The organism is Conexibacter sp. JCM 18997 (genome assembly GCF_055391915.1).
This window is the reverse complement of sequence record NZ_AP043885.1, coordinates 3,092,431-3,113,388: the sequence shown is the minus strand read 5'-3', so window position 1 is coordinate 3,113,388 and position 20,958 is coordinate 3,092,431. Positions and strand designations below refer to the sequence as shown.

General features: G+C 70.4%; 27 protein-coding genes. 24 read left to right on the top strand and 3 right to left on the bottom strand.

The features are described 5' to 3' along the window. Positions 1-23 precede the first annotated feature (23 nt). Entirely contained in the window at positions 24-1,139 is a 1,116-nt protein-coding gene (gene ald / locus ACZ5UI_RS15930; protein WP_464188562.1) for an alanine dehydrogenase, read from the top strand. A gap of 1,257 nt (positions 1,140-2,396) precedes the next feature. On the opposite strand, the gene ACZ5UI_RS15925 is transcribed toward ald, so the two are convergent. Further along, positions 2,397-2,756, bottom strand: coding sequence for a hypothetical protein (locus ACZ5UI_RS15925; protein WP_464188560.1), 360 nt, complete (start codon positions 2,754-2,756; stop codon positions 2,397-2,399). A gap of 61 nt (positions 2,757-2,817) precedes the next feature. Between ACZ5UI_RS15925 and rpsL the strand changes: the two genes are divergently transcribed. Beyond that, a complete protein-coding gene (rpsL, locus tag ACZ5UI_RS15920; RefSeq protein WP_464188558.1) occupies positions 2,818-3,213 on the top strand; it encodes a 30S ribosomal protein S12 in 396 nt (131 codons plus the stop codon). A 4-nt stretch (positions 3,214-3,217) separates the two neighbouring features. Beyond that, positions 3,218-3,688: a 30S ribosomal protein S7 gene (gene rpsG / locus ACZ5UI_RS15915; protein WP_464188556.1), complete on the top strand. Its 471-nt coding sequence runs from the start codon at positions 3,218-3,220 to the stop codon at positions 3,686-3,688. Between the two features lie 72 nt (positions 3,689-3,760). On the opposite strand, the gene ACZ5UI_RS15910 is transcribed toward rpsG, so the two are convergent. Both ACZ5UI_RS15910 and ACZ5UI_RS15905 read right to left on the bottom strand, forming a co-directional pair. Further along, positions 3,761-5,755 (bottom strand): NAD(+) synthase, encoded by a 1,995-nt coding sequence (locus ACZ5UI_RS15910; protein WP_464188554.1) that lies wholly within the window; start codon positions 5,753-5,755, stop codon positions 3,761-3,763. Next, positions 5,752-6,252: a pyridoxamine 5'-phosphate oxidase family protein gene (locus ACZ5UI_RS15905; protein WP_464188552.1), complete on the bottom strand. Its 501-nt coding sequence runs from the start codon at positions 6,250-6,252 to the stop codon at positions 5,752-5,754. The genes ACZ5UI_RS15910 and ACZ5UI_RS15905 overlap by 4 nt, the downstream gene beginning before the upstream one ends. A gap of 129 nt (positions 6,253-6,381) precedes the next feature. Between ACZ5UI_RS15905 and ACZ5UI_RS15900 the strand changes: the two genes are divergently transcribed. The 21 genes from ACZ5UI_RS15900 (at position 6,382) to ACZ5UI_RS15800 (ending at position 20,954) form a co-directional block, all read left to right on the top strand. Further along, the gene (locus ACZ5UI_RS15900; RefSeq protein ID WP_464188550.1) at positions 6,382-7,551 is read left to right on the top strand and encodes an anion permease; all 1,170 of its coding nucleotides are present in this window, start codon (positions 6,382-6,384) and stop codon (positions 7,549-7,551) included. Beyond that, complete coding sequence (locus ACZ5UI_RS15895; protein ID WP_464188548.1) at positions 7,548-7,790, top strand: hypothetical protein; 243 nt, start codon at positions 7,548-7,550, stop codon at positions 7,788-7,790. The genes ACZ5UI_RS15900 and ACZ5UI_RS15895 overlap by 4 nt, the downstream gene beginning before the upstream one ends. Further along, on the top strand, positions 7,790-8,305 hold the full coding sequence (locus ACZ5UI_RS15890) for an HAD family hydrolase (protein ID WP_464188546.1): 516 nt from the start codon (positions 7,790-7,792) through the stop codon (positions 8,303-8,305). The genes ACZ5UI_RS15895 and ACZ5UI_RS15890 overlap by 1 nt, the downstream gene beginning before the upstream one ends. After that, positions 8,302-9,783: a glycosyltransferase family 39 protein gene (locus ACZ5UI_RS15885; protein WP_464188544.1), complete on the top strand. Its 1,482-nt coding sequence runs from the start codon at positions 8,302-8,304 to the stop codon at positions 9,781-9,783. Before ACZ5UI_RS15890 ends, ACZ5UI_RS15885 begins: the two co-directional genes overlap by 4 nt. A 518-nt stretch (positions 9,784-10,301) precedes the next feature. Next, positions 10,302-12,404: an elongation factor G gene (gene fusA / locus ACZ5UI_RS15880; RefSeq protein WP_464188543.1), complete on the top strand. Its 2,103-nt coding sequence runs from the start codon at positions 10,302-10,304 to the stop codon at positions 12,402-12,404. A gap of 69 nt (positions 12,405-12,473) precedes the next feature. Then, positions 12,474-13,658, top strand: a complete 1,185-nt coding sequence (gene tuf, locus ACZ5UI_RS15875; protein WP_464188541.1) for an elongation factor Tu — start codon at positions 12,474-12,476, stop codon at positions 13,656-13,658. Between the two features lie 89 nt (positions 13,659-13,747). Next, on the top strand, positions 13,748-14,071 hold the full coding sequence (gene rpsJ, locus ACZ5UI_RS15870; RefSeq protein WP_464188539.1) for a 30S ribosomal protein S10: 324 nt from the start codon (positions 13,748-13,750) through the stop codon (positions 14,069-14,071). Between the two features lie 7 nt (positions 14,072-14,078). Then, positions 14,079-14,696 carry a 50S ribosomal protein L3 gene (gene rplC / locus ACZ5UI_RS15865; protein ID WP_464188537.1) on the top strand — a complete coding sequence of 206 codons (618 nt, stop codon included), beginning with the start codon at positions 14,079-14,081 and terminating at the stop codon, positions 14,694-14,696. Further along, the gene (gene rplD / locus ACZ5UI_RS15860; RefSeq protein WP_464188535.1) at positions 14,689-15,306 is read left to right on the top strand and encodes a 50S ribosomal protein L4; all 618 of its coding nucleotides are present in this window, start codon (positions 14,689-14,691) and stop codon (positions 15,304-15,306) included. The genes rplC and rplD overlap by 8 nt, the downstream gene beginning before the upstream one ends. Further along, positions 15,303-15,599 carry a 50S ribosomal protein L23 gene (gene rplW, locus ACZ5UI_RS15855; protein WP_464188533.1) on the top strand — a complete coding sequence of 99 codons (297 nt, stop codon included), beginning with the start codon at positions 15,303-15,305 and terminating at the stop codon, positions 15,597-15,599. Before rplD ends, rplW begins: the two co-directional genes overlap by 4 nt. Before the next feature lie 4 nt (positions 15,600-15,603). Beyond that, positions 15,604-16,449 carry a 50S ribosomal protein L2 gene (gene rplB / locus ACZ5UI_RS15850; protein ID WP_464188531.1) on the top strand — a complete coding sequence of 282 codons (846 nt, stop codon included), beginning with the start codon at positions 15,604-15,606 and terminating at the stop codon, positions 16,447-16,449. After that, positions 16,446-16,718 (top strand): 30S ribosomal protein S19, encoded by a 273-nt coding sequence (gene rpsS / locus ACZ5UI_RS15845; protein ID WP_464188529.1) that lies wholly within the window; start codon positions 16,446-16,448, stop codon positions 16,716-16,718. The genes rplB and rpsS overlap by 4 nt, the downstream gene beginning before the upstream one ends. 278 nt (positions 16,719-16,996) lie before the next feature. Continuing rightward, positions 16,997-17,326 (top strand): 50S ribosomal protein L22, encoded by a 330-nt coding sequence (rplV, locus tag ACZ5UI_RS15840; RefSeq protein ID WP_464197834.1) that lies wholly within the window; start codon positions 16,997-16,999, stop codon positions 17,324-17,326. A gap of 3 nt (positions 17,327-17,329) precedes the next feature. Continuing rightward, positions 17,330-18,328, top strand: coding sequence for a 30S ribosomal protein S3 (rpsC, locus tag ACZ5UI_RS15835; protein WP_464188527.1), 999 nt, complete (start codon positions 17,330-17,332; stop codon positions 18,326-18,328). Further along, positions 18,329-18,748 (top strand): 50S ribosomal protein L16, encoded by a 420-nt coding sequence (gene rplP / locus ACZ5UI_RS15830; RefSeq protein ID WP_464188525.1) that lies wholly within the window; start codon positions 18,329-18,331, stop codon positions 18,746-18,748. After that, positions 18,749-18,964, top strand: coding sequence for a 50S ribosomal protein L29 (gene rpmC, locus ACZ5UI_RS15825; RefSeq protein ID WP_464188523.1), 216 nt, complete (start codon positions 18,749-18,751; stop codon positions 18,962-18,964). After that, the gene (gene rpsQ / locus ACZ5UI_RS15820) at positions 18,964-19,491 is read left to right on the top strand and encodes a 30S ribosomal protein S17 (protein ID WP_464188521.1); all 528 of its coding nucleotides are present in this window, start codon (positions 18,964-18,966) and stop codon (positions 19,489-19,491) included. Before rpmC ends, rpsQ begins: the two co-directional genes overlap by 1 nt. Next, entirely contained in the window at positions 19,488-19,856 is a 369-nt protein-coding gene (rplN, locus tag ACZ5UI_RS15815; RefSeq protein WP_464188519.1) for a 50S ribosomal protein L14, read from the top strand. The genes rpsQ and rplN overlap by 4 nt, the downstream gene beginning before the upstream one ends. A gap of 3 nt (positions 19,857-19,859) precedes the next feature. Further along, the gene (gene rplX / locus ACZ5UI_RS15810; protein ID WP_464188517.1) at positions 19,860-20,186 is read left to right on the top strand and encodes a 50S ribosomal protein L24; all 327 of its coding nucleotides are present in this window, start codon (positions 19,860-19,862) and stop codon (positions 20,184-20,186) included. After that, entirely contained in the window at positions 20,186-20,761 is a 576-nt protein-coding gene (gene rplE, locus ACZ5UI_RS15805; RefSeq protein ID WP_464188515.1) for a 50S ribosomal protein L5, read from the top strand. The genes rplX and rplE overlap by 1 nt, the downstream gene beginning before the upstream one ends. A 7-nt stretch (positions 20,762-20,768) precedes the next feature. After that, complete coding sequence (locus ACZ5UI_RS15800; protein WP_464188513.1) at positions 20,769-20,954, top strand: type Z 30S ribosomal protein S14; 186 nt, start codon at positions 20,769-20,771, stop codon at positions 20,952-20,954. Positions 20,955-20,958: the final 4 nt, after the last annotated feature.

Below are 20,958 nucleotides of genomic sequence, written 5' to 3'. Positions count from 1 at the left end.
GGGCAGGAGAGATGATGACGCGCATGACCGTGATCGGCGTCCCCACTGAGATCAAGACCGACGAGTACCGCGTGTCGCTGACGCCGTCAGGAGCCCGCGAGCTGACCGACCACGGGCACGAGGTCATCGTGCAGTCCGGCGCCGGAGTCGGCTCCGCGATCGAGGATGCCGCCTATGTCGAGCAGGGCGCGCGCATCGTGCCCGACGCCGACGCCGTCTTCGCGGCCGCCGAGCTGATCGTCGGGGTCAAGGAGCCCCAGCCCGAGGAGGTCGCGCGGCTGCGCCCGCACCACACGCTCTTCACCTACCTGCACCTGGCGCCTGATCCCGAGCTGACGCGGTCGCTGATGGAGACGGGCGCGACCTGCATCGCCTACGAGACGGTCACCGACGCGCGCGGCCGCCTGCCGCTGCTGGCCCCGATGAGCGAGGTGGCGGGCAAGATCGCCACGCAGGCCGGTGCGTTCATGCTCGAGAAGCCGCTCGGGGGCCGCGGCATGCTGCTGGGCGGCGTGCCCGGCGTGGCCGCCGGCAAGGTGATGGTCATCGGCGGTGGGGTCGTCGGCCAGAACGCGGCCGAGATCGCCGTCGGCCTGGGCGCCGAGACCTACGTCTACGACCGCTCGATCGACCGGCTGCGCGAGCTCGAGGTGCTGCTCAACGGCAACGTCTCGACCTGCTTCGCCTCGACGCTGGAGATCGAGTCGCGCCTGCCCGACATGGACCTCGTCGTCGGCGCCGTCCTGATCCACGGCGCCAAGGCCCCGCGCGTGATCACCCGCGATCAGCTGAAGATCATGAAGAAGGGCTCCGTGCTCGTCGACGTCTCGATCGACCAGGGCGGCTGCTTCGAGACCTCCCGCCCGACGACGCACTCCGACCCGACCTACGAGATCGACGGCGTCATCCACTACTGCGTGGCCAACATGCCCGGCGCCGTGCCGATCACCTCGACCTACGCGCTGACCAACGCGACGATGCCCTACATGGTCAAGCTGGCCAACCGCGGCCTCGCCGCCCTGGCCGACGACCCGGGCTTCCTCGAGGGGCTCAACGTCTTCGACGGCAAGGTCACCTACGCCCCGGTCGCCGAGGCCGTGGGCGTCGACGCGTTCGACCCGGCCGCGGTCGTCGCCTGAGCGCGAGACGCTCTCCTCGGCTCGAGGCCGTCGCGGGTTCGGGCCCCGTCCGCGCCCGTTGTCCGCTGAGGCCCGCATAGCGACCGTGAGCCGACAACGACCGCTTCCCGCGGCCGTCGCTACGGCCGCGCGGCCGCGTTCCTCTTCGGTGCCTGTCGTCACCGCTGCGACCCGGCGCGCGGCGTCCTGCGTCGCGGTTACGGCGGGCAGCGAAGGCGAACCGGCGGTCGCGGGTTCTGGCCCGTCCGCGCTTCCCGCCAGGTCCGCGCTCCCCGCCACGCGTTGTCAGGTTGGCGTCGGATAGCGACGCTCGGTCGACAACGGTTCGCGCGCTCGGTGCTCGTTGTCGGCTGAGGTCCGCATAGCGACCGTGAGCCGACAACGACCGCTTGACGCGGCCGTCGCTCGCGGCCGGGCGGCCGCGTTCCTCTTCGGTGGCTGTCGTCACCGCTGCGACTCGGCGCGCGGCGTTCTTCGTCGCGGGTACGACGGGCAGCGAAGGCGAACCGGCGGTCGCGAGTTCTGGCCCGTCCGCGCTTCCCGCCACGTCCGCGCTCCCCGCCACGCCCTTGTCAGGTTCGCGTCGAATAGCGACGCTAGGTCGACAACGGTTCGCGCGCTCGGTGCTCGTTGTCGGCTGAGGCCCGCATAGCGACCGTGAGCCGACAACGGTCCGCTTCCCGCGGCGGTTCCGCGGGGCCGCGCGGTCGCGTTCCTCTTCGGTGCCTGTCGTCACGGCTGCGACCTGGCGCGCGGCGTCCTTCGTTGCGGGTACGGCGGGCAGCGAAGGCGAACCGGCGGTGGCGAGTTCTGGCCCGTCCGCGCTTCCCGCCACGTCCGCGCTCCCCGCCACGCCCTTGTCAGGTTGGCGTCGGATAGCGACGCTCGGTCGACAACGGTTCGCGCGCTCGGTGCTCGTTGTCGGCTGAGGCCCGCATAGCGACCGTGAGCCGACAACGACCGCTTCCCGCGGCCGTCGCTCACGGCCGCGCGGCCGCGTTCCTCTTCGGTGCCTGTCGTCACCGCTGCGACCTGGCGCGCGGCGTCCTGCGTCGCGGTTACGGCGGGCAGCGAAGGCGAACCGGCGGTCGCGAGTTCTGGCCCGTCCGCGCTTCCCGCCACGTCCGCGCTCCCCGCCACGCCCTTGTCAGGTTGGCGTCGGATAGCGACGCTAGGTCGACAACGGTTCGCGCGCTCGGTGCTCGTTGTCGGCTGAGGTCCGCATAGCGGCCGTGAGCCGACAACGACCGGTTTCCGCTATTTCGGCGACGGCGTGTCGCGGCCCACGAAGGGCACGCTGGCCAGGTCCGCGCGCAGCGCGGTGAGCTCGGTGGCCATCTGGTCCATCTTCGGCGGCAGCGCGTGGACGCCGCGCTCGACGGAGGCGAGGTCGTCGTCGAGGGGGTCGATGCCCTTCTGGATGCCCTCGAGCTGGTGCTCCATCGTGGTCAGGCTCTTGGTCAGGCCGTCGATCTCGCCGCGCAGCAGGCCGACGTCCTGGTGGACGTCGCGGAGCAGGCGCGAGATGCGGGGGAGCTCGGCCACCGCGTCGGCGATGCGGGTGAGGTCGCCGGCCAGGCGCAGGGGAAGCCGGAAGGGATCGAGGGGAGAGGGCATTCTCCGTCGCCTACCCGTCGACCGGACGTCGCATCCGGACGCTGCTACGCTTCTCCGTCGCATGCCCACGACTTCCCAGCTGATCCGCAAGGGCCGGAAGGCCAAGCCCAAGAAGCTCGCGACCCCCGGTCTCAAGTCCGGCAAGGGCCGCAAGAAGCAGGTTGCCGCGCCCCAGCGTCGCGGTGTCTGCACGCGTGTGTTCACGACCACGCCGAAGAAGCCGAACTCCGCGCTGCGCAAGGTCGCGCGTGTTCGCATCACGGGCTCGATGGAAGTCACCGCCTACATCCCCGGTGAGGGGCACAACCTGCAGGAGCACTCCGTCGTGCTCGTGCGTGGCGGTCGCGTCAAGGATCTTCCGGGTGTGCGCTACAAGGTCGTCCGCGGGACGCTCGACGCCGCCGGCGTGAGCGACCGCAAGAAGGCCCGCTCCCAGTACGGCGTCAAGAAGAAGTAGAGAAATGCCTCGTCGCGCAGCTGCCCAGATCCGGCCGATCGAGCCGGACCCCGTTCTTCGCTCCCGCCTCGTCCAGCAGGTCATCAACAAGGTGATGCTGGACGGCAAGAAGTCCACCGCCGAGCGGATCGTCTACGACGCGCTCGCGATCATCGAGGAGCGCACCGGCAAGGACGCGATCGAGGCCCTCGAGGCGTCGATCAAGGCCCTCACCCCGGTGCTCGAGGTCCGCTCCCGCCGCGTCGGCGGCGCGACCTACCAGGTCCCCGTCGAGGTGCCGCAGCGCCGCGCCCGCACGCTCGCCGTGCGCTGGCTGGTCGAGTTCGCCCGCCAGCGTCGCGAGAAGACGATGGCCCAGCGCCTCGCCAACGAGCTGATGGACGCGTCCTCCCAGCAGGGTGGCGCCTACAAGCGCAAGGACGACATCTACCGCATGGCGCAGGCCAACAAGGCCTTCGCGCACTACCGCTGGTAGTCGGCCCCACCATCTGAAGCATGCGTTGATCGCGCGCCCACCGGGCGCGCTTTCTCGTTCTAGGGCGGCCGCTCAGACGTCGGAGTCGAGCTCGGACAGCCACGCCGTGGCGTTGCCGTCGCTCGGCGCGCGCCAGTCGCCGCGCGGGGACAGCGAACCGCCGCTGCCCACCTTCGGCGCGTTGGGCATCGCGGAGCGCTTGAACTGCGACGTGCGGAAGAAGCGGTCCAGGAACACGCCCAGCCAGTGGCGCACGCGCTCGGGGTCGTACACCTCGCCCCAGGCGTGATCGGCCAGGAAGGCGACCTTCGTGGGGCGGTGGCCGAAGCGCAGGACGTAGTAGAGGAAGAAGTCCTGCAGCTCGTAGGGCCCGACGACGCTCTCGCTGTCGGCCCGCGGCGCGTCGCCGTCGCCCTCGACCAGCGGGATCAGCTCCGGCGAGATCTCCGTGTCGGCCACCGAGCGCAGCACCGCGCTGGCCTCGGGCCCGAGCTGGTCGGTGTCGGCGGCCCAGCGCACGAGGAACTGGATCAGCGTCTTGGGCACCGAGGCGTTGACGTTGTAGTGCGACATGTGGTCGCCCACGCCGTAGGTCGCCCAGCCGAGCGCCAGCTCCGACAGGTCGCCCGTGCCGAGCACGATGCCACCGTGGAAGTTGGCCAGGCGGAACAGGTGCGACGTGCGCTCGCCCGCCTGCACGTTCTCGTAGGTGATGTCGTAGACCGGCTCGCCCGCGGCGGCCGGGTGGCCGATGTCGCCCAGCATCTGCGTGGCCGCCGGCTTGATGTCGATCTCGTGGGCGCTGACGCCCAGCGCGCGCATCAGCGCGTGCGCGTTGGCCAGCGTGTGGCTGGACGTGGCGAAGCCCGGCATCGTGTAGCCGAGCACGTTCTCGCGGGGCAGCCCGAGCTCGTCCATGGCCCGCACGGCGACGACCAGCGCATGCGTGGAGTCCAGCCCGCCGGACACGCCGATGACGACCTTCCGGATGCCCGTGGCGCGCAGCCGCGTGGCCAGCCCCTGGACCTGGATGTGGTAGGTCTCCTCGCAGCGCTCGTCGCGTCGCGCGTGGTCGGCCGGGACGTAGGGGAAGCGCTCCACGACGCGCTGCAGCGGCACGTCGCGGTCGCCCAGGCCCAGCGTGAACTCGACCCGGCGCAGCGCCTCGATGCGCGCGCGGTGGTCGCCGACCGCGTCGACGAAGCTCGTCATCCGCATGCGGTCCTGCACGAGGCGGTCGAGATCCACGTCGGCGGTGATCACCCGGTCGGCGTCGCTGAAGCGCTCGCCCTCGGCCAGCAGGTCGCCGTTCTCGGCGATCAGCGCCTGGCCGTCCCAGGCCAGGTCGGTGGTCGACTCGCCCGCGCCCGCCGCGGTGTACACGTAGGCCGAGATCGTGCGCGACGACTGGGCGAAGCACAGCCCGCGCCGGTAGTCGGCCTTGCCCACGGTGATGTTCGAGGCCGACAGGTTGGCCAGGACCGTCGCGCCGCCCATCGCCGCGTACGTGCTGGGCGGGATCGGCGTCCACACGTCCTCGCAGATCTCCACGTGCAGCGAGAAGTGCTCCACGTCGGCGCAGTCGAAGACGAGGTCGGGGCCGAAGGGCACGCGCTGGCCGGCCACGACCACCGTGTCGGCGATCGCCGAGCGCGCCGCGGCGAACTGGCGCTTCTCGTAGAACTCGCGGTAGTTGGGCAGGTAGCTCTTGGGCACGACGCCGAGCACGCGGCCGCCCTGGATGACCACGGCGCAGTTGAACAGGCGCTGCTCGGTGACCAGCGGCGCGCCGACGACCAGCACCGCCTCCAGCTCCGCGCTGGCGGTGACGACGTCGGCCAGCCCGGCGCGCGCGGCCAGCAGCAGCGCGTCCTGGTGGAACAGGTCGTCGGCCGTGTAGCCGGTCAGGCCCAGCTCGGGGAAGATCACCAGCGCGGCGTCGCGCGCCGCGGCGTCGCGGGCCAGCGCGATCGTCCGCTGCGCGTTGTGGCGCGGGTCGCCGACGCGGATCGTCGGCACCGCCGCCGCCACGCGGACGAAGCCGTGGCGGTAGATCGAGTCGCTCATCGCTCCATCCGGCGCACGCCGCCGGCGGGCGTCCACAGCTCGATGACCATCGCCGTGCGCTCGGCGTTCAGCCCGGCCACGCTGAGCTCGTCGATGTCGGCCCGGAACAGGTGGGCGTCGCTGAAGTCCGGGTCCTCGGGCTCCTCGGCGCTGGACGGCGTGCGCAGCGCGAACACCGCGGCCTTGCGGGCGTCGTCGGTGATCTCCTCGACCACGCCGGCGAACTTCGCGTCGCCGTCCCAGCCGGCGCCCGGGTCCTTGGAGCCGCTGTGCAGCGCGTAGCGCGGATCGCGCTGCAGATCGCGGGCCTTCAGCGCGCCGGGCATCGAGCCGAACCAGATGTCGCCCTCGCCGAAGAAGATCTCGGTGCCGCTGATGCGCGGCGCGCCGTCGCGCCGCAGCGTGGCCAGGGTCTTGTGCACGTGCGCGTCGAGGTAGGCCCGGGCGCGGGCGGCCAGCTCCGGGGCCGCCTGTTCGATCTCGCTCCAGCTCGCCATGACGCCGATCCTACGAGGCCGACGGCACCCGATCGGCAAGGTGCCGGTCACCGCCGCTTCACTGGCCGGTGAAAGGTCCGTGAACGTTCGTGCGCGGGCCCCGCCGGCGGGCATAGGTTGCTGCACGTCATGGATACCGGAGACATCATCGTCGCACTGGTCGTCGCCTTCGCGCTGACCTTCGACTTCACCAATGGGTTCCACGACACCGCCAATGCGATGGCGACCACCGTGGCCACCGGCGCGCTCAAGCCGCGCATCGCCGTCGCCATCGCGGCGATCCTCAACTTCGTCGGCGCCTTCATCTCGCTGAAGGTGGCGGCCACGATCGCCAGCGGCATCGTCGACTCGGGCGCGATCACGCCGACCGTCGTCTTCGGCGGGTTGGCCGGGGCGATCGTCTGGAACCTGATCACCTGGTGGTTCGGCCTGCCCTCGTCCTCGTCGCACGCGCTGATCGGCGGCATCATCGGCTCGACCTTCGTCGCCGTGGGCAGCTCGGCGATCGAGTGGGGCGGGATCATCTCCGACGTGATCATCCCCGCGTTCGCCTCGCCGATCGTCGCCGGCCTCGTGGCCGCGCTCGGCGTCTACCTGGTCTACCGCATGATCCGCCACTTCGTCCCGACCCGCTCCGAGCGCGAGTTCCGCTGGGCCCAGGTGGCGTCCTCCTCGATGGTCGCGCTCGCGCACGGCACCAACGACGCGCAGAAGACGATGGGCGTGATCTCGCTGGCCCTGATCGCCAACGGCTCGATCTCCGGCGGCGAGAACTTCGACGTGCCCACCTGGGTGGTCGTCTCCTGCGCCACGGCGATCGCCCTGGGCACCTACACCGGCGGCTGGCGCATCATCGCCACGCTCGGCACGAAGGTCGTCGAGGTCCGCCCGCCCCAGGGCTTCGGCTCGGAGACCACGGCCGCCGCGGTCATCCTGGCCTCCTCGCACGTGGGCTTCCCGCTGTCGACCACGCAGGTCGTCTCGGGCGCCGTGGCCGGCTCGGGCGTCGGTCGCCCCGGCGCGGTGGTCAACTGGCTGGTCGCGCGCAACATCGTGATCGGCTGGCTGCTGACCCTGCCCGCCGCGGCCATCGTGGCCGGCCTGGCCTACCTGGTCATCGAGCTGTTCGGCGAGAGCAGCGCGGTCGGGCCGATCGTCCTCAGCGTGGTCTTCATCATCGGCGGCGTGCTGCTCTTCCAGGCCAACCGCCGCCACGGCATCAAGCCCGAGGACACCGTGTCCGAGAACCCGACGTTCGGCGTCAAGCCGGGCGCCCAGCCGGAGGTGCAGCCCGCATGATCTTCTCCGCCGTCGACGTCGACTGGGCCAAGCTGTTCGAAGCGGCCTACGTCTCGGCCGGGTTCGCGCTGGGCGTGATGATCGTCGGCGGCCTGGCCGTCGTCGCCTCGCTGCGCGGTCAGGACCGCAAGGCGGCCGGCGAGGGCGGCGTGATCGCCTACGACGTGCTCACGGGCGCCTGCGTCCTGCTGATCGGCGCGGCGATCGTGTTCGGTATCTACATCATGACCCAGAAGTGATGCCCGACTCCAAGGACTCCATCCTGCGCCAGCGGCCCGTCGTCAGCGTCCTGGACCTGCTGCGCAAGCGCATCGACCACCACGACTTCGACGCGGTCGCGCTGTCGCTCGACGCGCTCGTCGTGGACCTCGGCTACGGCGACGTGCGCGCGCTGGCCGGCAGCGTCAAGTGGATCGAGAAGCTGCGCGACGAGCGCAAGAAGATCGCCGTCGTGGCCTCCAGCGACCGCGCCTCCCAGGCGCTGGAGCTGGCCGACATCGACGCGCTGGTCGACGTCGTGGTCAGCGGCTCGCACGCGGCCGAGCGGATGGCCGAGCTGTTCGAGAGCCTCGACGTCGAGCCGGCGCGCATCGTGCTGGTGGCCACCGACGCCGACGAGCTGCGCGCCGGGGCCGACGCCGGCATCGGCGTCGACATCGGCCTGGCCCGCGGTGGGTCGTCGCCCGAGCAGCTGCGCCGGGCCGGCGCGGATGCCGTGGTGGCCGACCTGGAGGAGTTCCTCCGGGTCCCGTGAGCGCGCGCGCCGGCAGCCGTGAGCTGCTGGCGCTGGGGTTCCTGCTCTGCGCGGCCGCGGTGCTGATGACGCGCAGCCTGGGCGCGCCGTCGTTGGACTTCGACGAGGGCGTGTACCTGTCCAGCGCGCAGCTGGTGGCCGGCGGCCTGCAGCTGGGCACCGACGTGTTCAGCTCCCAGCCGCCGCTGTTCTTGACGCTGCTGGACGGCGCGCACCGCCTGACCGGCGGGGATGCGGTGGCCATCCGCCTGCTGCTCGTCGCGCTGACGATCGCCGGTGCGGCCGCGGGCTGGGCCCTGGTCCGCCACATCGCCGGACCGGTCGCGGGCCTGGCCGCGGCGGGGCTGGTGGCGGTGGCGCCGGGCGTGATCGACGGGGCCGCCGTGGTCAGCGCCGACGTCCCCTGCGTGGCGCTGGGCACGGGCGCCCTGCTGGCCGCCCGGGCCGCGCGCGGACAGCCGCGCTGGGCGCTGGCCGCGGGCGCGCTCCTGGCCGCGGCCCTGCTGGTCAAGCTGCTGGCGCTGCCCTTCGCGCTCGCGCTGGTCGTGGGCGCGCTGGTCGATCGCCCACCCCGGCGCGCGCTGGCCTGGTTCGCGGCGGGCGTGCTGGGCGTGGCGGCGGCCACGGCGCTGGCCAACCTCGGCGCCCTGGGCGCCCTGTGGAACGGCGCGGTGGTCCTGCACCTCGAGGCCCGCGCCGCCGGCCCCAGCCACCTGCCCGGCCCTCCGCAGACGCTGCTCGTGGTGCTGATCGTGCTGGGCTACGCGGGGCTGCTGACGATCCTGGCCGCCGGCTGGCCCAGCCGGCGCCGCCTGCGCGAGCGGGCCGACCTGATCGCGCTGGTGCTCGGCGGGATCGCGCTGTGCGCCGTGCAGAAGCCGCTGCTGCACCACCACCTGGTGGCCATCGCCTGGCCGCTGGCGCTGCTGGCCGCCTCGACGCTGACCGAGCGCCCGCGCGGGCGCCGGCTGCTGGTCGTGGGCGCGGGGCTGGCCCTGCTGGCACCCTGGGTGGCGCACGGGCGGATCCTGCTGCCCGCATCCGACCAGGCCCGCGTGCAGCGCCTGGCCGCCGAGATCCGGGCCAGCACCGAGCCCGGGCAGCCGGTGGTCAGCGACCTGCCGCTGGTCGCGCTGTACGCCGGTCGTCCGGCGGCGGCGCTGACCGCGGACCCGTCCTTCGTGCGCGTCGACACGGGTTCGCTCACGCGCGCCCAGGTGCTGGCCGCCGCCGACGGCGCGGGCGCGGTGGTCGTGGCCCGCGCGTTCGCCACGATCCCCGGCCTGGACGGCGCGCTGCGCGACCGCTTCACCGCCCGCGAGGTGATCGACGGCGCGGTGCTCTACGCCCGACCCCGCCCCGATCCTCTTTGGATCAGCGACCAGACGGCCGAGCCCAGCAGCGCGAGCGCCGCCACGAGCTCCAGCCAGAAGCCGAAGCCGGCGTTCGTGCGGCCGGGGTCGCCGGCCAGCCCGTAGGGGCCGGTCGCGCCCACGTCGGGCAGGTCGCCCAGGGCCCACAGGCCGAGCGTCACCAGGCCCAGCAGGCCCAGCCCGGCGATGCCCACCAGCACCGCTGCGCCGCGCGCCCGTCCGCCGTAGACGATCCAGGCCAGCGCGAGCGCGCAGAGGGCCAGCAGCGCCGGGGCGACGCCGTGCCGGTCGGCCCCGGAGATCGTGTCGCGCACGCTGGTTCCGACCGTCACCTCGACTACCGTGGCGACCTCCACCACCCCGAGCAGGACCGCCCCGACGACTGCCATGAGCAGAGGGCCGAGACCCGGTCCGCTGGTGGTCTGGGGCTGCTGCGGCTTTTTGCTATCGTCCTCTGCCGCTGCGGATTGGTGCGCAATCACCGCAGCGACCAAACCCGCACGGATGGTGACTTCGACCAGATAGCGACTTCGTTGCCGATAAGGACGGAGTCGTGTGCGGGCCCACTGGGCCCGTTCTTTTTGCCCGAAGTACCCCCGTAGACCAACAGATCGCTCTTTCTCATGCCCCGTAAGTTCAGCCTCTTCAACACCCGAAACATCGGGATCATGGCGCACATCGACGCCGGTAAGACGACGACGACCGAGCGCATCCTCTATTACACGGGCCGCACCTACAAGATCGGTGAGGTCCACGAGGGCGCGGCCACGATGGACTGGATGGAGCAGGAGCAGGAGCGGGGCATCACGATCACGTCGGCCGCCACGACGTGCGAGTGGCGCGACCACCGCATCAACATCATCGACACGCCCGGCCACGTGGACTTCACGGTCGAGGTCGAGCGCTCGCTGCGCGTCCTCGACGGCGCCGTCGCCGTGTTCGACTCGGTCGCCGGCGTCGAGCCGCAGTCCGAGACGGTGTGGCGTCAGGCCGACACGTACCACGTCCCCCGCATCGCGTTCATCAACAAGATGGACCGCATCGGCGCGGACTTCGACCGCTCGGTCGAGACGATGATCGACCGCCTGGGCGCCAACGCGATCCCGATCCAGCTGCCCTGGGGCTCCGAGTCCGACCTGATCGGCATCGTCGATCTGATCGAGATGAAGGCGACCCGCTACCTCGACGACCTGGGCAAGGACATCGAGGTCGTCGACATCCCGGCCGAGCTGGTCGAGAAGGCCGAGGCCGCCCGCGAGGCGCTCATCGACGCCGTCGCCACCTTTGACGACGATCTGGCCGAGTCCTACCTGGAGACGGGCGAGGTCGACACCGCGCAGCTGAAGGCCGCGATCCGCACGGCCACGCTGGCCCTGGAGATCAACCCGGTCCTGTGTGGCTCGGCGTTCAAGAACAAGGGCGTGCAGCCCCTGCTCGACGCCGTGCTCGACTACCTGCCCAGCCCGCTCGACGTCCCGCCGGTCACCGGCGTCGTCGAGGTGCGTGGGTCGGACGAGCCGCGCGAGGAGACCCGCGAGACGAGCGACGACGCGCCGTTCGCCGCGCTGGCCTTCAAGATCATGGCCGACCCGTTCGTCGGCAAGCTCACCTACTTCCGCGTCTACTCGGGCAAGCTCGAGGCAGGCTCGAGCATCCTCAACGTCTCCACGGGCAACCGCGAGCGGATCGGCCGCATCCTGATGATGCACGCCAACGATCGCGAAGAGGTCCAGGAGGTCTACGCGGGCGACATCGCCGCGGCGGTCGGCATCAAGAAGGTCATCACCGGCGACACGCTGGCGGCGATCGACAAGCCGATCAAGCTGGAGACCATCGACTTCCCCGAGCCGGTCATCAAGGTGGCCGTCGAGCCGAAGACGAAGTCCGACCAGGAGAAGATGTCGGTCGCCCTGGGCCGTCTGGCCGAGGAGGACCCGACGTTCCAGGTCCAGACCAACGAGGAGACCGGGCAGACCGAGATCTCGGGCATGGGCGAGCTGCACCTCGAGGTGCTGGTCGACCGCATGAAGCGCGAGTACAAGGTCGAGGCCAACGTCGGCCGCCCGCAGGTCTCCTACCGCGAGACGATCAAGGGCACCGCGACGAAGATCGAGGGTCGCCACGTCAAGCAGACCGGTGGCTCGGGCCAGTACGGCATCGTCTACATCGACATGGAGCCGGCGCCCGGTGAGGGCTTCGACTTCATCTCGGCGATCAAGGGCGGCTCGGTTCCGATCGAGTTCATCCCGGCCGTCGAGAAGGGCTGCGAGGACGCCATGCAGACCGGCGTCCGCGCCGGCTACCCGATGGTCGACGTTCGCGTGAAGCTCGTCGACGGCAAGTCGCACGACACGGACTCCTCGGAGATCGCCTTCCGTCTGGCCGGCCGTCAGGCCTTCCAGGAGGCGGCGCGTCGCGCCAAGCCGATCATCCTCGAGCCGATCTTCGCGGTCGAGGTCGTCACCCCGGAGGACTTCCTGGGCGACGTCATCGGCGACCTGTCGCGTCGCCGTGGCCGCATCGAGGGCCAGGACCGCCGCGGCAACGCGCTGGCGGTCACCGCTCGCGTCCCGCTGAGCGAGATGTTCGGCTACGCGACCGACGTGCGGTCCATGACCCAGGGTCGCGCCAACTACACGATGCAGTTCGACGGCTACGAAGAGGTGCCGCCGAACATCGCCGACAAGATCGCCGGCGAGCGTACGGGCGATCCGGTCCCGGCCTAGGCCCAAGGACCTAGTTCGTGATTTTCAGTACTTTCCTTCAGTTCGAGATTTCAAAGGGAGAAAGGCACAGTGGCTAAGGAGAAGTTTGAGCGCGGCAAGCCGCACGTCAATGTCGGAACGATCGGTCACATCGATCACGGCAAGACGACGCTGACCGCTGCCATCACCAAGGTCCTCGCCGACACCTACGGCGGGCAGGCCCGTTCGTTCGCCGAGATTGACAACGCTCCGGAGGAGAAGGAGCGCGGCATCACGATCGCTACGTCGCACGTCGAGTACGAGACGCCCAACCGTCACTACGCGCACGTCGACTGCCCCGGTCACGCCGACTACGTCAAGAACATGATCACGGGTGCCGCCCAGATGGACGGCGCGATCCTGGTCGTGTCGGCCGCCGACGGCCCGATGCCCCAGACGCGTGAGCACATCCTGCTCGCCCGTCAGGTCGGCGTCCCCTACATCGTCGTGTTCCTCAACAAGGCCGACATGGTCGACGACGAGGAGCTCCTGGAGCTCGTCGAGGTCGAGGTGCGCGAGCTGCTGAGCGAGTACGAGTTCCCGGGCGACGACATCCCGTTCGTCATCGGGTCCGCGCTGAAGGCGCTCGAGGGCGACGAGGAGTACACCGCCAAGATCGTCGAGCTCGCCGAGCAGCTGGACACCTACATCCCGGAGCCCGAGCGCGACCTGGACAAGCCGTTCCTGATGCCGGTCGAGGACGTCTTCTCGATCACGGGTCGCGGCACGGTGGCCACGGGCCGCATCGAGCAGGGCATCGTCAACACGGGTGACACCGTCGAGATCGTCGGCGTCAAGGACACGACCACCACGGTCGTGACCGGCGTCGAGATGTTCCGCAAGATCCTGGACCAGGGCCAGGCGGGCGACAACGTCGGCTGCCTGCTGCGTGGCACCAAGCGCGAGGAGATCGAGCGTGGCCAGGTGCTGTGCAAGCCTGGCTCGATCACGCCGCACACGAAGTACAAGGCGGAGGTCTACGTCCTCAAGAAGGAGGAGGGTGGCCGTCACACCCCGTTCTTCTCGGGCTACCGTCCCCAGTTCTACTTCCGGACCACCGACGTGACCGGTGTCGCCAACCTCCCCGAGGGTGTCGAGATGGTCATGCCGGGCGACAACGTCCAGATGGAGATCGAGCTGATCCAGCCGATCGCCATGGACGCCGGCCTGCGGTTCGCCATCCGTGAGGGTGGCCGCACCGTCGGCTCGGGCGTGGTCACCGAGGTCATCCAGTAGGAAGGCCTCCGGCCACGAAAGGAATTCGCTGAGCACGGGGGCGGCACGCAACACCTGCCGCCCCCGACTCACGAGACGTAACAGACACCATGGCAACCGCCGCCCAAAACAAGATCCGCATCCGCCTCAAGGCATACGACCACTCGGCCATCGAGACGGCGGCCAAGGAGATCGTGGAGACCGCGACGCGCACCGGCGCGACGGTCTCCGGTCCCGTGCCGCTGCCGACCGAGAAGAACGTCTATGCCGTGGTGAAGTCCCCCTTCAAGGACAAGGACTCCCAGGAGCACTTCGAGATCCGCACCCACAAGCGGCTCATCGACATCCACCAGCCCACCCCGAAGACCGTCGACTCGCTTCAGCGCCTGGACCAGCTCCCGGCCGGCGTCGACATCGAGATTCGTCTCGCCTAAGACTGCAATGACCGCCATCCTCGCCCGCAAGCTCGGCATGACCCAGGTGTTCGCCGAAGACGGCCACGTCGAGCGCGTGACCGTCCTCGAGGCCGGCCCCTGCCCGGTCACGGCGATCCGCACGCTCGACCGCGACGGCTACGAAGCCGTCCAGCTCGCGTTCGGCGCCACCAAGGAGAAGCACCTCACCAAGGCCGAGCTCGGCCACCTCAAGAAGGCCGACGCCCCGCCGATGCGCCACGTCGTGGAGTTCCGCGACGAGGCCGGCGAGCTGATGGTCGGCGAGACCGTCACCGTCGAGGCGTTCACGCCCGGCGACAAGGTCAAGATCGCCGGCACGTCCAAGGGCAAGGGCTTCCAGGGCACGATCAAGCGCCACAACTTCGCCTCCGGCCCCAAGAGCCACGGCTCGCACAACAAGCGTGCGCCGGGCTCGATCGGCGCGTCGGCCACGCCGTCGCGCGTGTTCAAGGGCATCCGCGGCCCGGGCCACATGGGCCACGAGCGCGTGACCCAGAAGGGCCTGACCGTCGTCGAGGTCCGTCCCGACCAGAACCTGCTGCTGGTGCGCGGTGCCGTCCCCGGCCCCCGCAACGGCGTCGTGGAGGTGCGTACCGATGGCTGACGCTCCCGTCCTGGGCGGCACGAAGAAGGTCACGCTCGACGACAAGGCGTTCGGCGCAGCCTGGAACGTCTCGCTCGTCCACGAGTCGGTCCGCGCCGAGCTCAACGCTCGCCGTCAGGGCACGCACTCGACCAAGACGCGTGGCCAGGTCTCCGGCGGTGGCGCCAAGCCGTGGCGCCAGAAGGGCACCGGCCGCGCCCGCGCCGGCTCCTCGCGCAACCCCTTGTGGACCGGCGGCGGCACCGTCTTCGGACCCCAGCCGCGCCACTACACGTTCAAGGTCAACCGCAAGGAGCGCAAGGCCGCGCTGCGCAGCGCGCTGTCGCTGCACGCCGACCGCGAGTCGCTGGCCGTGCTGGACCCCGCGCCCTACCTGGACGCGCCGTCGACCAAGCAGGCCGCGGCGCTCCTGGCCGACTGGGCTCCCGAGCGGGGCGGCGTGCTCGTCGTCCTGACGGACGCGCAGTCCAAGGCCTCCCTGTCTTTCCGCAACCTCGATCGCGTGTCGGTGCTGCCGGCCACCCACGTCGGCATCGCCGACCTGGTGGGCGCCGCGGCGGTGCTGGCCTCCAGCGATGCCATCGACCAGCTCACGGAGCGTGCCAAGTGAACGCCACCCAGGTGATCATCCGCCCGATCGTGAGTGAGAAGAGCTACGTGCTCTCCGCGGTCGACAAGTACACCTTCCGCGTTCATCCGAACGCGCACAAGACGCAGATCCGCCAGGCCATCGAAGAGCTCTTCGACGTCCACGTGGTCTCCGTCCACACCATGTCGGTCAAGAGCAAGCCCAAGCGCCGCGGCTTCACCGCGGGCCGGACGCGCTCGTGGAAGAAGGCGATCGTCCAGCTGAGCCCGGGCGACAGCATCCCGCTGTTCCAGAGCGGGCTGGAGGACCTGTAGCCACATGCCCATTCGCAAGCCCAAGCCGACGAGCCCGGGACGCCGCTTCGCGACGTACCCCGACTTCGCCGAGATCACCAAGAGCGAGCCCGAGAAGTCCCTGGTCGAGGGTCTGACCAAGTCGGGTGGCCGCAACAGCTACGGCCGCAAGACGTCCCGCCATCGCGGCGGCGGCGCCAAGCGCCTGTACCGCCGGATCGACTTCAAGCGGACGAAGGACACCGTGCCGGCGAAGGTCGCCGCCATCGAGTACGACCCGAACCGCACGGCCTACATCGCGCTGCTGCACTACGCCGACGGCGAGAAGCGCTACATCCTGGCGCCCAACCGCCTGCAGGTGGGCATGACCGTGATCAGCGGTGAGGGGGCCGACATCGCCGTCGGTCACTGCCTCCCGCTCGAGCGGATCCCCACCGGCACCGTGGTGCACAACGTCGAGCTGCAGCCGGGCCGCGGCGGGCAGATGGCCCGGTCCGCCGGCGCCGGCATCCAGCTGATGGCCAAGGAGCGTGGCATGGCCACCCTGCGCCTGCCCTCGGGCGAGATGCGCCTGGTGCCCGCCAGCTGCCGCGCCACGATCGGCACCATCGGCAACGCCGAGCACCAGAACGTCACGGTCGGCAAGGCCGGTCGCAAGCGTCACATGGGCGTTCGCCCGCAGACGCGTGGCACGGCCATGAACCCGGTCGACCACCCGCACGGCGGCGGCGAGGGCTCCACCACCCCGGGTCGTCACCCGGTGACCCCGTGGGGCGTCCCGACGCTGGGCTACCGCACTCGTAAGAAGAACAAGGCTTCGGACCGCCTCATCGTGCGCGGCCGCAAGCGTGGGAAGGGCCGGAGCCGATGAGTCGCTCAAGCAAGAAGGGACCGTTCATCGAGGAGCGCCTGATCGGGCGCATCGAGGCGATGAACCAGTCCGGCAACAAGACGATGATCCGCACCTGGTCGCGGACCTCGACGATCTTCCCGGAGATGGTCGGGCACACGATCGCCGTCCACGACGGCCGCAAGCACGTGCCCGTGTTCGTCTCGGAGTCGATGGTCGGGCACAAGCTCGGCGAGTTCGCGCCCACGCGCACCTACCGTGGCCACGCCGGCTCGGGGAAGGTGCGCTGATGGCCGACGAGGAGAAGAACGTGGAGGAGACCGAGGTCGAGGAGACCCCGGTCGCCGAGGCGGACGCTCCCGTCGAGACCGCTGCGCCGGACGAGCCGGTGGCTGAGGTCGAGGAGGCTCCCGCCGAGGAGGCCGTCGCCGACGAGCCCGTCGCCGAGGAGACGCCCAAGCCCAAGCGCGCCCCGCGCAAGAAGGCCGAGCCCAAGGTCGAGGCGCCCGCTGCTCCGGCGCCCAAGGCCGCCAAGGCCAAGCCGGAGACCGAGGCCACGCCGCCGGTCGTGCGCGCCCAGGCCAAGTACGTGCGCACCTCCGCGCGCAAGGCCCGCCTGGTCTGCGACAACATCCGTGGCAAGTCCGTCGACGAAGCGCGCGCGATCCTCGCGTTCACGCCGCGCGCCGTCGCCAAGGACTGGGCCAAGCTGCTGAACTCGGCCGTGGCCAACGCCGAGCACAACCACGAGCTGCTGGGCGACGATCTGAAGATCGAAGCCGCGTACGCGGACGAGGGCCCGACCCTCAAGCGCTTCCAGCCGCGGGCCATGGGCCGCGCGACGAAGATCCGCAAGCGCACCAGCCATCTCACGATCACACTGACGCCGAAGGGGTAACGAATGGGACAGAAGGTTCATCCCGAGGCCCTGCGGGTCGGCTACATCCACGACTGGAAGTCGAACTGGTTCAACGAGCGCCAGTTCGCCGATTACCTGGCGGAGGACGTGGCGATCCGCCGCCACATCATCGGGAAGCTCTCGCACGCCGGCCTGAGCGACATCACGATCCGCAAGGACGCCAACGAGGTGGAGGTCAACATCCACACCGCGCGTCCCGGCATCGTGATCGGCAAGTCCGGCAGCGAGGTCGATGCGCTCCGCAAGGACCTGCATCGCATGACGCAGAAGTCGATCAAGGTCAACATCCTCGAGATCAAGCGCCCGGAGCTGGACGCCAAGCTCGTGGCCCAGTCCGTGGGTGAGCAGCTCCAGAACCGCGTGGCCTTCCGCCGCGCGATGAAGCGCGCCCTGACCAGCGCGATGCGCTCGGGCGCCAAGGGCTGCAAGATCCAGGTGTCCGGTCGCCTCGGCGGCGCGGAGATGGCCCGTACGGAGATGTACTCCGACGGTCGCGTGCCGCTGCACACGCTGCGCGCGGACATCGACTACGGCTTCTACGAGGCCCGCACGACCTTCGGCCGCATCGGCGTGAAGTGCTGGATCAACAAGGGCGAGATCATGCCCGAGGGCTTCACCGGCATGGACCTCACCGACATGAACGCGCCTGCGCCCCAGCAGGATCGCGATCGCCGCGACGGCCGTGACGGCCGTGGGCGCGGTCGCGGTCGCGGTGGCCAGGGCGGCGGTCCCGGTGGCGGCCAGGGTGGCGGCGGCGGTGGCCGTGGTCGCGGCGGTCAGGGCGGCGGCGGGCGTGGGCCCGGCGGCCCGGGCGGTCGTGGTGGCCAGGGTGGCGGCGGTCGTGGCGGCCAGGGTGGCGGCGGTGGGTACCGCGGCGGCCAGGGTGGCGGCGGCGGTGGCCGACCCGGCGGTGGCGGCGGTGGCCGTCCCGGCGGCGGTGGCGGCGGCGGTGGCCGTGGCCCGCAGGGGGGTGGGCGCTAGATGCTGTCCCCCAAGCGCGTCAAGCACCGCAAGCAGCACCGCGGGCGCAAGCACGGGTTCTCGCGCGGCCAGACCACGGTCCAGTTCGGCGAGTACGGCCTGAAGTCGCTGGACGCCAGCTGGCTGACGGCCCGCCAGATCGAGGCCGCTCGTATCGCCATGACCCGCAAGATCAAGCGTGGCGGCAAGGTGTGGATCAACGTCTTCCCGGACAAGCCCTACACGAAGAAGCCGGCCGAGACCCGCATGGGCTCCGGCAAGGGCTCTCCGGAGGGCTGGGTCGCCGTGGTCAAGCCGGGTCGTGTGATGTTCGAGCTGGCCGGCGTGCCGGAGCCCCTGGCGCGCGAGGCGCTGCGCCTGGCCGGCCATAAGCTGCCCGTGCGCACCAAGTTCGTGACCCGAGAGGACGGTGAGAGCTAGATGGCAACGACTCAGACCGCTCTCGAACTGCGTGAGCTCGACGACGAAGCGCTGATCGAGCACATCAAGACCACGCGCCGCGACCAGTTCGGCCTGCGCTTCCAGCACGCCACCGGCGAGCTGGAGAACACCGCGGGCCTTCGCAACTCCAAGCGCGCGCTCGCGCGGGCCCTCACTGTGGCCCGCGAGCGCGGCATCGACACCAACGAGATCTGATGGCTGACGAAGAGACAACCGAGGAGACCACGACCGCCGAGGAGACTCCGGTCGAGGCGACCGAGGCCGCGCCGACGCTGACCCGCAAGGAGCAGCGCACGCAGGCGCAGCATCTGGCTGCCTCCAAGCGTCCCGCGCGCACCCCCGAGGAGCGCCAGGCCGAGCGCGACGCCGAGCGCAAGCGCAAGGCGCGTCTGCGCACCGCCCGTCGCGCCAAGGAGCGCGCCGCGCGCAAGGACGAGCCCAAGACCGAGCCGCCGGCTGCCGTCGAGCACGTCCACGGGCGCAAGAAGGTGCGCCAGGGGATCGTGACCTCCGACAAGGCCGACAAGACGATCACCGTCCGCATCGACTCCGCCCGCCGTCACCGGCGCTACGAGAAGGTCGTGCGCTCGTCCAAGTCGCTGCACGCCCACGACGAGACCAACGACGCCCGCGAGGGCGACACGGTCCGCGTGGAGGAGAGCCGTCCGCTGTCGCGCTCCAAGCGCTGGAAGCTCATCGAAGTCCTGGAGCGCGCCAAGTGATCCAGAACGAGTCCCGCCTCAAGGTCGCCGACAACTCGGGTGCGCGCGAGATCCTCGTGATCCGCGTGAAGGGTGGCTCACGCCGCCGCTATGCCCACGTCGGCGACGTCATCACCGCGACCGTCAAGCAGGCCAACCCCCAGGGTGCGGTCAAGAAGGGCGAGGTCGTGACGGCGGTCGTCGTGCGCACGAAGAAGTCCTTCGGCCGCGACGACGGCACGTACATCGCGTTCGACGAGAACGCCGCGGTGATCATCGACGCCCAGAACAACCCGCGCGGCACCCGCATCTTCGGGCCCGTCGCGCGTGAGCTGCGCGATCGCAACTTCATGAAGATCGTCTCGCTCGCTCCGGAGGTGCTGTAGCCGATGGCCGCTAGCCTGAAGATCCGGCGCGACGACACGGTGATCGTCATCGGCGGCAAGGACCGCGGCAAGACCGGCAAGGTCTTGCGGGTCGACCCGAAGAAGCAGCGGGTCTACGTCGAGGGTCTGAACATCGTCAAGCGCCACCAGAAGCCGTCGGCCCTGAACCCAAACGCTCAGGCCGGCGTCATCGAACGGGAAGGCCCGATCCACGTGTCCAACGTGGCGCTGGTCGACCCGAAGGACAAGAAGCCGACGCGCGTCGGCATCAACCGCGAGGACGGCAAGCGCTTCCGCGTCGCCCGTCGCTCAGGACAGCAGATCGACTGATGGCCACCGACACCACACCCACCCAGCCCGCCCGTCTGAAGACGCGCTACGTCGACGAGATCCGCCCTGCCCTGCAGGAGCAGCTCGGCCTGGCCTCGATCATGCAGGTCCCGAAGATCGAGAAGATCACGCTGAACATGGGCGTGGGCGAGGCCAAGCAGGACAGCAAGATGTTCGAGGCCGCTCAGGAGCAGCTGGCCACGATCGCCGGCCAGCAGCCCAACGTCCGTCGGGCCCGCAAGTCGATCGCGGCGTTCAAGCTGCGCGAGGGCATGCCCGTCGGCCTGACCGTCACCCTGCGTGGCGACCGCGCCTACGAGTTCCTCGACCGGCTGCTGTCGATCGCCATCCCGCGCATCCGCGACTTCCGCGGCCTCAAGCGCACCTCGTTCGACGGCCGGGGCAACTACACGCTCGGTGTCCGCGAGCAGATCATCTTCCCGGAGATCGACTACGACGCCATCGACCAGGTCCGTGGCCTGGACGTGACGATCACGACCTCCTCCCCGAACGACGAGGGCGCCCTCGCGCTGCTCCTGGCGTTCGGCATGCCCTTCACCCGAGAGGACCAGTAACCCCGCCATGGCGAAGACCTCGCAGCGCGTCCGCCAGGCGCGCCCCGCCAAGTACAAGACCCGTGAGTACACTCGTTGTCGCCGTTGTGGCCGCCCCCGCGCCGTGTACCGCAAGTTCGGCATCTGCCGGATCTGCCTGCGCGAGCTGGCCCACGATGGCTACATCCCCGGGATGACGAAGAGCAGCTGGTAGCCCC